The organism is Streptomyces sp. NPDC050636 (genome assembly GCF_040654775.1).
Classification (GTDB): Bacteria; Actinomycetota; Actinomycetes; order Streptomycetales; family Streptomycetaceae; genus Streptomyces.
This window is the reverse complement of the sequence record NZ_JBFAIP010000072.1, coordinates 1-13,415: the sequence shown is the minus strand read 5'-3', so window position 1 is coordinate 13,415 and position 13,415 is coordinate 1. Positions and strand designations below refer to the sequence as shown.

The 13,415-nt window shown below is 72.6% G+C and carries 11 protein-coding genes and 1 pseudogene; 10 read left to right on the top strand and 2 right to left on the bottom strand.

Annotated elements, in window-relative coordinates; all coding sequences use genetic code 11:
• Window positions 1-31 precede the first annotated feature (31 nt).
• The 6 genes and pseudogenes from AB0I10_RS31370 to cobC all read left to right on the top strand — a co-directional run bounded on the left by AB0I10_RS31370 (window position 32) and on the right by cobC (window position 6,898).
• Complete coding sequence (locus AB0I10_RS31370) at window positions 32-2,224, top strand: putative cobaltochelatase (protein ID WP_363156060.1); 2,193 nt, start codon at window positions 32-34, stop codon at window positions 2,222-2,224.
• Window positions 2,224-2,820, top strand: a complete 597-nt coding sequence (cobO, locus tag AB0I10_RS31365) for a cob(I)yrinic acid a,c-diamide adenosyltransferase (RefSeq protein WP_363156059.1) — start codon at window positions 2,224-2,226, stop codon at window positions 2,818-2,820. Before AB0I10_RS31370 ends, cobO begins: the two co-directional genes overlap by 1 nt.
• Before the next feature lie 7 nt (window positions 2,821-2,827).
• Window positions 2,828-4,231 carry a cobyrinate a,c-diamide synthase gene (locus tag AB0I10_RS31360; protein ID WP_363156058.1) on the top strand — a complete coding sequence of 468 codons (1,404 nt, stop codon included), beginning with the start codon at window positions 2,828-2,830 and terminating at the stop codon, window positions 4,229-4,231.
• A 96-nt stretch (window positions 4,232-4,327) separates the two neighbouring features.
• Window positions 4,328-4,711: pseudogene (locus AB0I10_RS31355) on the top strand (cobalamin biosynthesis protein); the annotation flags it as partial.
• Window positions 4,712-4,881: 170 nt separating this feature from the next.
• Window positions 4,882-5,760, top strand: a complete 879-nt coding sequence (locus tag AB0I10_RS31350) for a sirohydrochlorin chelatase (protein WP_363156057.1) — start codon at window positions 4,882-4,884, stop codon at window positions 5,758-5,760.
• Entirely contained in the window at window positions 5,744-6,898 is a 1,155-nt protein-coding gene (cobC, locus tag AB0I10_RS31345) for an Rv2231c family pyridoxal phosphate-dependent protein CobC (protein WP_363156056.1), read from the top strand. The genes AB0I10_RS31350 and cobC overlap by 17 nt, the downstream gene beginning before the upstream one ends.
• A 161-nt stretch (window positions 6,899-7,059) precedes the next feature.
• On the opposite strand, the gene AB0I10_RS31340 is transcribed toward cobC, so the two are convergent.
• Together AB0I10_RS31340 and AB0I10_RS31335 are read right to left on the bottom strand one after the other, a co-directional pair.
• Window positions 7,060-8,079 carry an SCO1860 family LAETG-anchored protein gene (locus AB0I10_RS31340; protein ID WP_363156081.1) on the bottom strand — a complete coding sequence of 340 codons (1,020 nt, stop codon included), beginning with the start codon at window positions 8,077-8,079 and terminating at the stop codon, window positions 7,060-7,062.
• 307 nt (window positions 8,080-8,386) lie between these two features.
• Window positions 8,387-9,478 carry an amidohydrolase family protein gene (locus AB0I10_RS31335; RefSeq protein WP_363156080.1) on the bottom strand — a complete coding sequence of 364 codons (1,092 nt, stop codon included), beginning with the start codon at window positions 9,476-9,478 and terminating at the stop codon, window positions 8,387-8,389.
• Between the two features lie 495 nt (window positions 9,479-9,973).
• Between AB0I10_RS31335 and ectA the strand changes: the two genes are divergently transcribed.
• The 4 genes from ectA (at window position 9,974) to thpD (ending at window position 13,382) form a co-directional block, all read left to right on the top strand.
• Window positions 9,974-10,540 carry a diaminobutyrate acetyltransferase gene (gene ectA / locus AB0I10_RS31330; protein ID WP_363156055.1) on the top strand — a complete coding sequence of 189 codons (567 nt, stop codon included), beginning with the start codon at window positions 9,974-9,976 and terminating at the stop codon, window positions 10,538-10,540.
• Between the two features lie 126 nt (window positions 10,541-10,666).
• Window positions 10,667-11,935 carry a diaminobutyrate--2-oxoglutarate transaminase gene (gene ectB, locus AB0I10_RS31325; protein WP_363156054.1) on the top strand — a complete coding sequence of 423 codons (1,269 nt, stop codon included), beginning with the start codon at window positions 10,667-10,669 and terminating at the stop codon, window positions 11,933-11,935.
• Between the two features lie 46 nt (window positions 11,936-11,981).
• Window positions 11,982-12,392 (top strand): ectoine synthase, encoded by a 411-nt coding sequence (locus tag AB0I10_RS31320; RefSeq protein ID WP_363156053.1) that lies wholly within the window; start codon window positions 11,982-11,984, stop codon window positions 12,390-12,392.
• A 90-nt stretch (window positions 12,393-12,482) separates the two neighbouring features.
• On the top strand, window positions 12,483-13,382 hold the full coding sequence (gene thpD / locus AB0I10_RS31315; protein WP_363156052.1) for an ectoine hydroxylase: 900 nt from the start codon (window positions 12,483-12,485) through the stop codon (window positions 13,380-13,382).
• Window positions 13,383-13,415 lie beyond the last annotated feature (33 nt).

Below are 13,415 nucleotides of genomic sequence, written 5' to 3'. Positions count from 1 at the left end.
ACGTGAAGGACGACGTGGAGGACGACAAGGCATGACCATCGCGCACAACACGACCCCGCAGTACCCCTTCACCGCTGTCGTCGGCATGGACGATCTGCGGCTCGCGCTGCTGCTGAACGCGGTGAGCCCCGCCGTCGGCGGTGTGCTGGTGCGCGGCGAGAAGGGCACCGCCAAGAGCACCGCGGTGCGTGCGCTGTCGGCGCTGATGCCGACCGTGGACGTCATCACCGGCTGCCGCTTCGCCTGCGCCCCCGCCGCCCCCGACCCCGGCTGCCCCGACGGTCCGCACGAGGCGGGCGCGTCCGAGGACCGTCCGACGCGGATGGTCGAACTGCCCGTCGGCGCCTCCGAGGACCGGCTGGTGGGTGCCCTGGACATCGAACGGGCGCTGTCGGAGGGCGTGAAGGCCTTCGAGCCCGGACTGCTCGCGGACGCGCACCGCGGTGTGCTGTACGTCGACGAGGTCAACCTGCTGCATGACCACCTTGTCGACCTGCTGCTGGACGCCGCCGCCATGGGCGCCTCCTACGTGGAGCGCGAGGGCGTCTCCGTACGGCATGCCGCGCGCTTCCTCCTCGTCGGCACCATGAACCCCGAAGAGGGCGAGCTGCGGCCGCAGTTGCTGGACCGCTTCGGGCTGACGGTGGAGGTCGCGGCCTCGCGCGAACCCGACCAGCGGGTTCAGGTCGTGCGGCGGCGGCTGGCGTTCGACGCGGACCCGGCGGGCTTCGCGGCGCGCTGGGCGGCCGAGGAGGAGGAGCTGCGCGAGCGCATCGTGGCGGCACGGGCGTTGCTGCCGAGCGTGTCCCTGGGGGATGCGGCGCTCCGCCAAATCGCCGCGACCTGTGCCGCGTTCGAAGTGGACGGCATGCGCGCGGACATCGTGATGGCCCGCACCGCGACCGCACTGGCCGCGTGGGCGGGGCGTACGGACGTCCTGGAGGAGGACGTCCGGCAGGCCGCGCTGCTGGCGCTGCCGCACCGTCGGCGCCGTAACCCCTTCGACGCGCCCGGCCTCGACGAGGACAAGCTCGACCAGACGCTGGAGGAGTTCGGCGGGCAGGACGGCGACGACGACCCGGAGCCGGACGGCCCGGACGGCGGCCCAGACGGTCCCGGCGACGGCCCCGAGGGCGGCCCTGACGGCCCCGGTGGGCAGCCGCCGCAGGACGACCGGCACGGGGTGCCGGAGCAGGCGCCGCCCCGCCACGAGGCGGACCAGGGCGCGCCCGACCCGGCAGACACGCCCGATGCCGACGCCCCGGCCCCGGAGGAGCAGCCCGCCGAACAGCCCGCCGGGGGCACCGGAGGGCAGCGGGCGGCCGTCGGCGCGACGGAGCCGTTCAAGACCCGGCGGCTGGACGTACCGGGGCTCGGCGAGGGCGCGGACGGCCGCCGGTCGCGGGCGCGTACCGCGCACGGCCGGACGACCGGGGCCCGGCGGCCCCAAGGCACCCTGGGCAAGCTGCACTTGGCGGCGACCGTGCAGGCCGCGGCGCCGCATCAGCGGGCGCGGGGCCGCAGCGGGCGGGGGCTCGTGGTGCGCCGCGACGATCTGCGGGAGGCGGTCCGCGAGGGGCGGGAGGGCAATCTCGTCCTGTTCGTCGTGGACGCGTCCGGTTCGATGGCGGCGCGGCAGCGGATGAGCGCGGTCAAGGGCGCGGTGCTCTCGCTGCTGCTCGACGCCTATCAGCGGCGCGACAAGGTCGGCCTGATCACCTTCCGTGGGAAGGGCGCCGAGCTGGCGCTGCCGCCGACGTCGTCGGTCGAGGCGGGTGCGGCGCGGCTGGAGAAGCTGCCGACCGGCGGCCGCACGCCGCTGTCGGAGGGGCTGCTCAAGGCCCATGAGGTGCTGCGGGTGGAGCGGATGCGGGACGCCTCGCGGCGGCCGCTGCTGGTGGTCGTGACCGACGGGCGGGCGACCGGGGGCCCGGACCCGGTGGTGCGGGCCGCCCGCGCCGCCCGGCTGCTGGCCGGCGAGGGCACCGCCTCGGTGGTCGTGGACTGCGAGTCGGGCCCGGTCCGGCTGGGGCTGGCCGGCGAGCTGGCCCATGCGCTGCAGGGCACCGCCGTCACCCTCGACGAACTGCGCGCGGACAGCGTCTCCGCGCTGGTGAGGACCGTTCAGGGCAGGCCCGTCCAAGGCCGGTCCGGTGATGAGAGGTCCGCACCCGGCAAGGCCGTTCATGGCAAGTCCGTTCAAGGCAACAGGAAGGCCGCGTAATGCCGCAGGGACAGCCGTCCGTCGTACCGAACGACGGACTCACCACCCGCCAGCGCCGTAACCGCCCGCTGGTCTTCGTCCACACGGGCCAGGGCAAGGGCAAGTCCACCGCGGCCTTCGGGCTGGCGCTGCGGGCCTGGAACCAGGGCTGGCCGGTCGGGGTGTTCCAGTTCGTGAAGTCGGCGAAGTGGAAGGTCGGCGAGGAGCGGGCGCTGAAGGTGCTCGGCGAGACGGGCGAGGGCGGCAGCGTCGCCTGGCACAAGATGGGCGAGGGCTGGTCGTGGGTGCAGCGCGACATCACCTCCAGTGAGGACGCGGCGCGCGAGGGCTGGGAGCAGGTCAAGCGGGATCTCGCCGCGGAGACCTACAAGCTGCTGGTGCTGGACGAGTTCGCGTATCCGATGCACTGGGGCTGGATCGACACGGACGAGGTGGTGTCGGTGCTGCGCGACCGTCCCGGTACCCAGCATGTCGTCATCACCGGCCGCAACGCCCCGCAGGCACTGATGGACTTCGCCGATCTGGTGACGGACATGACGAAGGTCAAGCACCCGATGGACGCCGGCCAGAAGGGCCAGCGGGGCATCGAATGGTGAGCAGCGCATGAGTGCAACCGCAGTGCCCCGGCTGGTGATCGCCGCGCCGTCGTCGGGCGCCGGGAAGACGACGGTGGCCACCGGCCTGATGGCGGCGTTCGCCGAGGCCGGTCTGTCGGTGTCCCCGCACAAGGTGGGCCCCGACTACATCGACCCGGGCTACCACTCCCTGGCCACCGGCCGTCCCGGTCGCAATCTCGACGCCTATCTGTGCGGTCCGGGCCGGATCGGGCCGCTGTTCCTGCACGGCGCGGCGGGCGCGGATCTCGCGGTCGTCGAGGGCGTGATGGGGCTGTTCGACGGGGCGTCGGGGATGGGCGAGCTCTCGTCGACGGCGCAGGTGGCGAAGCTGCTGCGGGCGCCGGTGGTGCTGGTGGTGGACGCGTCCTCGCAGTCCCGGTCGGTGGCCGCGCTGGTGCACGGCTTCGCGTCCTGGGACCCGGAGGTGCGGCTGGCCGGGGTGATCCTCAACAAGGTCGGCTCGGACCGGCACGAGGAGCTGCTGCGCGACGCGATGGGCTCCTCCGGGGTGCCGGTGCTGGGGGCGCTGCGGCGTACCCAGCAGGCGCGTACGCCGTCCCGGCATCTGGGCCTGGTGCCGGTCGCCGAGCGCCGGGCCGAGGCGCTGGAGTCGGTGCGCGCGCTCGCCGCACGGGTACGCGAGGGCTGCGATCTGGAGGCGCTGCTGGCGCTGGCGCGCAGCGTGCCGGAGCTGCCGGACGCGCCGTGGGATGCGGCCGCTGAGCTGGGTCCTGCCGCGGGAACGACGGCGTCCGGCAAACCGCTGATCGCCGTCGCGGGCGGCGCCGCGTTCACCTTCTCGTACGCGGAGCACGCCGAGCTGCTGGCCGCCGCAGGCGCCGAGGTGGCGCCCTTCGACCCGCTGCGGGACGAGCAACTGCCGCCCGGGACCCAGGGGTTGGTGATCGGCGGCGGGTTCCCCGAGATGTATGCGCCGGATCTGTCGGCGAACGCGCCGCTGCGTACGGCGGTGGCCGCGCTGGCGGCCTCCGGGGCGCCGGTCTCCGCCGAGTGCGCCGGGCTGCTCTATCTTTCGCGGTCCATCGACGGGAAGCCGATGTGCGGGGTGCTGCCCGCCGAGGCGCGGATGACGGAGCGGCTCACCCTCGGTTACCGGGAGGCGGTGGCGCTGGCGGACAACGCGCTGGCGGCGGCCGGGACGCGGGTGCGCGGCCATGAGTTCCACCGCACGACGCTGGAGCCGGGCGCGGGCGAGAGCCCGGCGTGGGGGATGACGCATCCGGAGCGCCGGGTGGAGGGCTTCGTCAGCGGCGGGGTGCACGCCTCGTATCTGCATGTGCACTGGGCCGCTGAGCCGTCGCTGGCGGGGCGGCTGGTCGAGAGCGCGGCGCGGTATGCGCTCCGGCCCGCCCCGGGCGCGGCCCGATGACGGCAGCGCCCGGCCCTGCCGCGGTCCTGGAGGGCCGGCCCGGTCCGGTGGCCTTCGGGCGGGGAGCCGTCGCCGTATGAGACGGCGCACAGCGGCATGAGACGCCTGGTCGTGGGCGTCGGGGCGAGCCGGGGCGTGCCGCTGGAGGAGGTACTGGAGCTGATCGCGGCCACGCTCGCGCTGGCCGGATCGGCACCGTGCTCGGTCACCGCGCTGGCGACGGTGGCGGCCAAGGCGGACGAACCGGGGCTGGCCGGGGCGGCGCGGCGGCTCGGGGTCCCGTTGCGGTCCTATCCGGCGGAGGCGCTGGCGGCCGTACGGGTGCCGGATCCGTCCGTGGCCGTACGGGCCGCCGTCGGCACACCGAGCGTCGCGGAGGCGGCCGCGCTGCTGGCCGCCGGGCCGGGTGCCGAACTGGTCGTCGGCAAGCGGAAGTCGGCGCCGCGCGGGCGGCCGGCGCGGGCGACCTGCGCCATCGCCGCGGCGACCGGTCCGGAAAGTCCCGCTATTACCGGCAGCACGCAGGGAGCGGCCGCCGCTCCCGCGGCCACTGCGGATATCGTCATGACCTCCCCCCACTCCGCCCCACGCCGGACACCGTCGCCCGGTGCCGAGCCCGACAGCGAAACACCCGGTAACAAGGAGTTGTTGTGACCAACCCTCCCGCTCTGCTCATCGCCGGTCACGGCACGCGCGACGAAGGCGGGGCCGAGGCCCTGCGTGCGCTGGTGCGCACGGTCGGCGAGCGCCATCCCGATGTTCCCGTCGCGGGCGGGTTCTTCGGCCCCGCGACGTCGGAGCTGCCGCTGGGCCAGGCCATCGCCGGGCTCGTCGAGCGGGGCGCGACCCGGCTCGCCGCCGTACCGCTGCTGCTCGCCCCGACCGAGGCCGTACGGGATGCCCTCCCCGAGGCACTGGAACGGGCACGCGAGAGCCACCCGGGTCTGGGCTACGCCTGCGCCGCCGAGCTGGGGCCGGGGCCGGGACTGCTGGACGCGCTGGAGCGGCGGCTGGAGGAGGCGCTGGGCAGCGGCGCCCGCAGACCTGAGGACCGGGCCCGTACGACGGTGCTGCTGGTGGGGCGCGGCTCCTCGGAGCCGCAGGCCAACGCCGAGGTGGCGCGGGCCGCGCGGCTGCTGTGGGAGGGGCGCGGCTTCGCGGGCGTGGAGACGGCGTTCGTCTCGCAGGCGTGGCCCGACGTGCCGGCCGGTCTCGACCGGTGCGCGGCGCTGGCCGCCGCGGCCCCCGGAGCGAGCGGCCCGCGGCGGATCGTGGTGGTGCCCTACTTCCTTTTCGCCGGCGGCCTGCTGGAGCGGCTCTGCATGCAGACCGAGGGCTGGGCAGCGGCGCACCCCGGGACCGAGGTGTTCGGCGCCACCGTGATCGGCCCGGAGCCGGAGCTGGCCGAGGCGGTCATGGAGCGTTACCTGGAGACGGTGGCGGACGCCCGGCGGACGGGCGGCGTGCCGCGGCGGAACGGCGCAGTGCTGGGCGGCGGTGGCCACGGTGAGCATGCCGGCACCCGCTGAGACGAGTGAGTCCGCGCGGCTCCGGGAACCGGCGCCGTCCGCCGAGCCCGACCCGTCCCACGAACCGGACCTGCGGCATCACGGCGACGCCGAAGTCCGGGATACCGACGGCGGTTTGACGGGTCTGCCGGATCTGACGGATCTGACGGATCTGGCGGTGAATGTCCGCGCCGGCACTCCCCCGGACTGGCTGAAGGCCAGGATCGCCGCGTCGCTGGACGGCCTCGCCGCGTATCCGGACGGCCGGGCGGCACGCCGGGCGGTCGCCGTACGGCACGGCCTGCCGGTCGAGCGGGTGCTGCTGACATCGGGCGCCGCGGAGGCGTTCGTACTGATCGCGCGGGCGGTACGGGCCCGCCGGCCGGTGGTGGTGCACCCTCAGTTCACCGAGCCGGAGGCGGCGCTGCGGGACGCCGGGCACGAGGTGGAGCGGGTGCTGCTCAGCGAGCGGGACGGCTTCCGGCTGGACCCGGCCGCCGTTCCCGAGGACGCCGATCTGGTCATCGTCGGCAATCCGACCAACCCCACCTCGGTCCTCCATCCCGCCGGGGCGCTGGCCCGGCTGGCGCGGCCCGGTCGGACCCTGGTGGTGGACGAGGCGTTCATGGACGCGGTGCCCGGTGAGCGGGCGTCGCTGGCCGGGCGCACGGATCTGCCGGGTCTGGTCGTGCTGCGCAGCCTCACCAAGACCTGGGGGCTGGCGGGCCTGCGCATCGGCTATGTGCTGGCCGCGCCCGGCACCGTCGCGGCTCTGGAGCGGGCGCAGCCGCTGTGGCCGGTCTCCGGCCCGGCGCTGGCCGCGGCCGAGGCGTGCTGCGAGCCGGCGGCGCTCGCGGAGGCGGCCGCGGCGGCCGGGAAGACCGCCGGGGACCGGGCTCATCTGCTGGCCCGGCTGGGCGAGTTCCCGGCGATCCGGGCCGTCGGGCCGGCCGAGGGGCCGTTCGTGCTGATCCGGCTACCGCGGGCGGCGGAGGTACGGGCCGGGCTGCGGGCCCGCGGCTTCGCGGCACGCCGTGGCGACACTTTTCCCGGCCTGGGCCGGGACTGGCTCCGGCTCGCGGTCCGGGACCGGGCCACCACCGACCGCTTCGTGGCCGCCCTGGCCGAGGTACTCGCCGAGCACGGCCTGGCCGGGTAGCCGGGTAGGTCCCGGACCTCTGCTCCGAGGACCTCGCCGGGGCTTCGTCGAACCACGCTTCGACGAGGCCCCGGCGAGGGGTGAGGCGCGTCGTACAGCGCACCTCGGGCCGTACACCGCGCGCGGCGCCCCCACGGCACCGGCGCGGTGTACGGGGTCGGTCAGCCGCGGCCGCCCTGCGCGGCGTTACGGCGCCGGCGTGCGAAGCCGAGCGATGCGGCGCCGGCGACGACCAGCAGGGCGGCACCACCGGCGAGGTACGGGGTGGTCGAACTGCCGCCGGTCTCCGCGAGGTCGCCGCCGCCCGGCTTGGTACCGGTCTGCGGGTGCGCGTCGTTGCCGTTGCCGCCGGACTGCCCGCCGGACGTCTGCCCGGCGGTGTCGCCGCCACCCGTCTGCCCGCCGGACGTCTCGCCGCCCGTGCTGCCGCCCGTCTCGCCACCGGTGCTGCCGCCCGTGCCACCGTCGTCGGACCCCTTGGCGGCGGTGCAGCGGGCCTCGGCGAGCGTGACCCGTCCCTTGACGTCCGCGACATTCAGCTTCAGCGGGTTGACGGAGACGTTCAGGTCGAGCGCGGTGGCCGCGGCGCTCTTGGAAGTGACGGTCTTCTTGGACAGGTCGAGCCGCACCTCGCCCACGCCGGGCACCTTGACGTCCGTCGTGCCGTCGGCGCGGAGTGTGACCTTCTTGCCCAGGACGCGGACGGTGCCCAGCACGTTCGACTCGGCCCGCGGCCGCTTGCCCGCCTCGCACACCGCCTTGGAGGTGACCTGCTCGACCTCGACCAGGGACAGCAGCGGAAGGCCCGGGAGATGCACCTTGGCGTGCACCAGGTTGGCGTACCCCTCGGCCTTGTGGCGGTCGGAGGTGGCGCGCGCGGTGGCGACGTCCGCGCGCAGCACGCTGAACGGCTTGCCCTGGTTGATGCCGTCGAGCTTGGCGGTGAGCGCGGTCTTTTCGGCGGAGGCCGGTGCGTGCACCTCGTTCAGCGTGACGCTCAGCGGGACTTCGGCCGTCTTGTTGAGCAGCCCGACGTTCAGGCCGGTGCGCAGGACGACGGCGTCGGAGGTGCCGTGGTTGCCGGTGGCGTGCGCGGGCGCGGCGCCGAGCAGGAGGGCGGGACCGGCCGTGAGCGCGGTGGCGACGAACGTGGCGGCAAGCCGGCGGGTGGGACGGCTTATGGGCATGCCGAAGGAACGGGCGGGACTGGTGGACACGAGTGTGGGACCCCTACGAGAGAAATGGAGTCGCCGGCCGCGCCAATGGGGGACATCACGCGGGCCGACGACCTCGACCAGCACATGGTGTCCGCACTGTGAGTGAACGCGCAGCCGCGCGGCGTCGATTCATCCCAATGGGTGGTTTCCGTGTCTGGATTCGATTCCCGTGGCACAAAACCTCTCCCACGTCCCAGCCGTCACACCGCGCGGGACGTGGGTTGACCGGCTCGTGCGGCCGGCCCGGCGCCGGTGGCGGGCCGCAGCCCCCTCAGCCGATCACACGGCCGCGCAGGACCACCCGGCGCGGCGCGGCCAGCACCCGGACGTCCGCACGCGGATCGGACTCGTAGACCACCAGGTCGGCCGGGGCGCCCTCGGTGAGACCGGGGCGGCCGAGCCAGTCCCGGGCGCGCCAGGTCGTCGCGGAGAGCGCGGCCTCGACGGGGAGACCGGCCTTCATCAGCTCGGCGACCTCCTGGGCGACCAGGCCGTGCGCGAGCGAGCCGCCGGCGTCCGTACCGGCGTAGATGGGCACCCCGGCGTCGTAGGCCGCCCCGATGGTGGCGTAGCGGCGCTCGTGCAGCCGCCGCATATGGTCCGCCCACTTCGGGAACTTCACCTCGCCGGCTTCCGCGAGGTGCGGGAACGTGGCGATATTGACCAGCGTCGGGACGATGGCGACGCCGCGCTCGGCGAACAGCGGGATGGTGTCCTCGGTGAGGCCGGTGGCGTGCTCGATGCAGTCGATTCCGGCCTCGACGAGCGGGGCGAGGGATTCCTCCGCGAAGCAGTGGGCGGTCACCCGGGCGCCCAGCCGGTGCGCCTCGGCGATGGCCGCCTCGACCGCGCCACGCGGCCAGCAGAAGCCCAGATCGCCGGTGGAGCGGTCGAGCCAGTCCCCGACGAGCTTGACCCAGCCGTCGCCGCGCCGGGCCTCCTGGGCGACATAGGCGACCAGGTCCGCCGGCTCGACCTCGTGCGCGTAGTTGCGGATATAGCGCTTGGTACGGGCGATGTGCCGGCCGGCGCGGATGATCCGCGGCAGATCCTCGCGGTCGTCGATCCAGCGGGTGTCCGAAGGCGATCCGGCGTCCCGGATCAGCAGCGTGCCCGCGTCACGGTCGGTCAGCGCCTGTTTCTCGCTGGTGGCGGCGTCCACCGGGCCGTGGGCGTCCAGGCCCACATGGCAGTGGGCGTCGACCAGGCCCGGCAGCATCCAGCCCTGGACGGTGGTGATCTCCCGCGCCCCGGCCGGCCGCTCGTATGTCACCCGACCGCCGACGACCCACAGCTCGTCGCGCACGTCGTCCGGCCCGACCAGGACCCTCCCCTTGAGGTGCAGCACCGCACCGTCACTCATGGACGTCATACAGGCACTGTATGCGGGGCTCCGCCGCGGGCGGACCCGGCCTTCTCCCGGTCGTCCCGGGGCTGGTCCCCCGCCGCCCCACGGCCCGTCCTCCCGGCCCCGGGGCCGCTATCTCCGGCCGTTTCCCGGAAACCTCCGCGACTGTCCCGCTTTCCTTCTCGGATGCCTTCCGAGAAGCCTTCCACTTGCGAATTCCCAATTCTTCAGAAGCGTAGCTTCCCGTATTCTTCTGCCCGGTTTTCCGCACCTCAAACGCCAAGATTTCGCTAGCGTCAAGTACCGTAATTCGGACGCGTCTCATCGACGTTACAGAGCTGTGACCGACCACACAACGCGTCCGTTTCACCCCGAACCTCCTGGTCAAATCGACACATCTTGCGGTCGGCACGCGCGCTCGGGCGCCCCCGCGCGATAACACAACCGGGCCACTCACGTAACCCCTGCCCGCGATGCAATTTCCTTTTTCCCTGGGTAAATTTAATTCCCATGACCGCCGCACAAGCAGACCATGCACGTGCCCACAGCGATATCAGAGAATTGCCGGAGGGCTTCAAGCTCGACACCCCACGCGTGGAGGACGGAGCCGCGATCTGGCGTATCGCCCGCGACTCCAGGACGCTGGACCTCAACTCCTCCTACAGCTACCTCCTGTGGTGTCGCGACTTCGCCGCCACCTCCGTCGTCGCACGTGACGCGGAGGGCGAGCCGGCCGCCTTCGTCACCGGTTACATCCGCCCCGATCGCCCGGACATCCTCGTCGTCTGGCAGGTCGCCGTCGACGACGCGCACCGTGGGCAGGGGCTGGCGGCCGCACTCCTGGACGGGCTGACCACCCGCACCACGCACGAGCTGGGCATCCGATTCGTCGAGACCACCATCACGCCCGACAACGCCGCCTCGAACCGGCTGTTCGCGTCGTTCGCCGAACGCCACAGAGTGCCGCTCACGCGCGAGGTCCTCTTCGACGCGGGGCTGTTCCCGGAGCAGGGCCACGAGCCGGAGGTACTGCACCTCATCGGCCCGTTCGACACGCCACCCGGCACCGGGCACTGACCCTCCCCCCGAGCCACGCGGCCGTCCGAGCCGCGTGCGCCATGCGGGACCGGCACCCCCGCACGGCCGGAACCGACCGGCCCCTCAGACTTCCCCTCTTTCGCACTCATCTCCCTGGAGCATGCTGTGACCATCACCCAGCCCGACCTGAGCGTCTTCGAGACCGTGGAGTCGGAGGTGCGCAGCTACTGCCGTGGCTGGCCCACCGTCTTCGACCGCGCGCAGGGCAGCCGCATGACCGACGAGGACGGCCACACGTACCTCGACTTCTTCGCCGGCGCCGGCTCGCTCAACTACGGCCACAACAACCCGGTCCTCAAACGCGCCCTGATCGACTACATCGAGCGGGACGGCGTCACCCACGGCCTGGACATGTCCACCACGGCCAAGCGGGCGTTCCTGGAGTCCTTCCAGAACATCATCCTGCGGCCGCGTGACCTGCCCTACAAGGTCATGTTCCCGGGCCCGACGGGCACCAACGCCGTCGAGGCCGCGCTGAAACTGGCCCGCAAGGTCAAGGGCCGCGAGTCGATCGTGTCGTTCACCAACGCCTTCCACGGCATGTCGCTCGGCTCGCTCGCCGTGACCGGCAACGCCTTCAAGCGGGCCGGCGCCGGCATCCCGCTGGTGCACGGCACCCCGATGCCGTTCGACAACTACCTCGACGGGCAGACCCCCGACTTCATCTGGTTCGAGCGGCTCCTTGAGGACTCCGGCTCCGGCCTCAACCAGCCCGCCGCCGTGATCGTCGAGACGGTCCAGGGCGAGGGCGGCATCAATGTGGCGCGCGCCGAGTGGCTGCGTCAGCTCGCCGAGGTGTGCAAGCGCTGGGACATGCTGCTCATCGTCGACGACATCCAGATGGGTTGCGGCCGAACGGGTGCCTTCTTCTCCTTCGAGGAGGCGGGCATCGTGCCGGACATCGTCACCGTCTCGAAGTCCATCAGCGGCTACGGCCTGCCGCTCGCGCTCACCCTGTTCAAGCCCGAGCTGGACGTGTGGGAGCCGGGCGAGCACAACGGCACCTTCCGCGGCAACAACCCGGCCTTCGTCACGGCCGCCGCCGCACTGGACACGTACTGGGCCGACGGCCAGATGGAGAAGCAGACGCTGGCCCGGGGTGAGATCGTCGAGGCGCACCTGAAGGCCATCGTCGAGGAGCACCCGGAGGCCATCTCCGAGTACCGCGGCCGCGGTCTGGTGTGGGGCCTTGAGTGCATCGACAAGAGCCTCGCCAACAAGATCGCCAAGCGCGCCTTCGAGCTGGGTCTGCTCATCGAGACCTCCGGCCCGGAGAGCGAGGTCGTCAAGCTGCTCCCGGCGCTGACGACCACCCCCGAGGAACTGGACGAGGGCCTTCGCACCCTCGCCCGAGCCATCCGCGACTGCGCCTGACCGGCGCGGAGTTCCCGACCGATTCACAGAAAGGCACCGACTCACCGTGATCGTCCGATCGTTCAAGGACATCGAAGGCACCGACCGCCACGTCAAGTCCAAGTCCGGCACGTGGGAGAGCAAGCGCATCGTGCTCGCCAAGGAGCGGGTCGGCTTCTCGCTGCACGAGACCACCCTGTACGCGGGGACCGAGACATCGATGTGGTACGCCAACCACTACGAGGCGGTCCTGTGCGTCGAGGGCGAGGCCGAGCTCACCAACGACGAGACCGGCGAGAAGCACGTCATCACGCCGGGCACGATGTACCTCCTCGACGGGCACGAGAAGCACACCATGCGGATCAAGGAGGACTTCCGCTGCGTGTGCGTCTTCAACCCGCCGGTCACCGGCCGTGAGGACCACGACGAGAACGGCGTCTACCCGTTGCTCACCGAGCCCGAACCCGAGACGGTCTGAGGCGTTCCGTCTGCCCCGTCCGGCAGTTGAGGAAGGCACGCACCACGCGCACGTAGCAGAGCACGTACGAGAGGAGAGGAAGGCAACACCATGACCACCGCACCCGAGCGCACCGCCGACCTGTACCCGACCCGTGGGGCCGCTGAGGTGATCACCCCGCGGAAGGACCCGGTGGTGTGGTCGCAGCCCGGCACGGCGGGACCGTTCCAGCCGTCCGAGTTGAGCGACTTCGAACGCGACGGCTTCTTCGCCATCGGGGAACTGCTCACGGCGGAGGAAGTCGCGGTGTACCGCGCCGAACTGGACCGGCTCGTTCTCGACCCGGCGATGCGCGCCGACCCGCGCTCCATCGTCGAGCCGAAGTCGCAGAGCGTACGGTCCGTCTTCGAGGTGCACAAGATCAGCGAGGTGTTCGCCAGGCTGGTCTCCGATCCGCGGGTGGTCGGCCGCGCCCGGCAGATCCTGGGCTCGGACGTCTATGTCCACCAGTCGCGGATCAATGTGAAGCCCGGCTTCGGTGCCTCGGGCTTCTACTGGCACTCCGACTTCGAGACCTGGCACGCCGAGGACGGTCTGCCGAATATGCGCACCGTGTCGGTCTCGATCGCGCTGACGGAGAACTTCGACACCAACGGCGGCTTGATGATCATGCCCGGCTCCCACCGGCACTTCGTGGGCTGCGAGGGCGAGACGCCGAAGGACAACTACAAGCGGTCGCTGCAGATGCAGGACGCGGGCATCCCGTCGGACAAGGTCCTGACGAAGATGGCCGACGACCACGGCATCCGGCTGTTCACCGGCAAGGCCGGCTCGGCGACCTGGTTCGACTGCAACGCGATGCACGGCTCCGGCGACAACATCACGCCGTACCCGCGCAGCAACGTCTTCATCGTCTTCAACAGCGTGGAGAACGCGGCGGCGGAGCCGTTCGCGGCGCCGGTCCGGCGCCCGGAGTACATCGGCGCCCGCGAGTTCACGCCGGTGAGGTAGCAAGCGGTATACCGGGTGGCGCGGCCGCCGCAC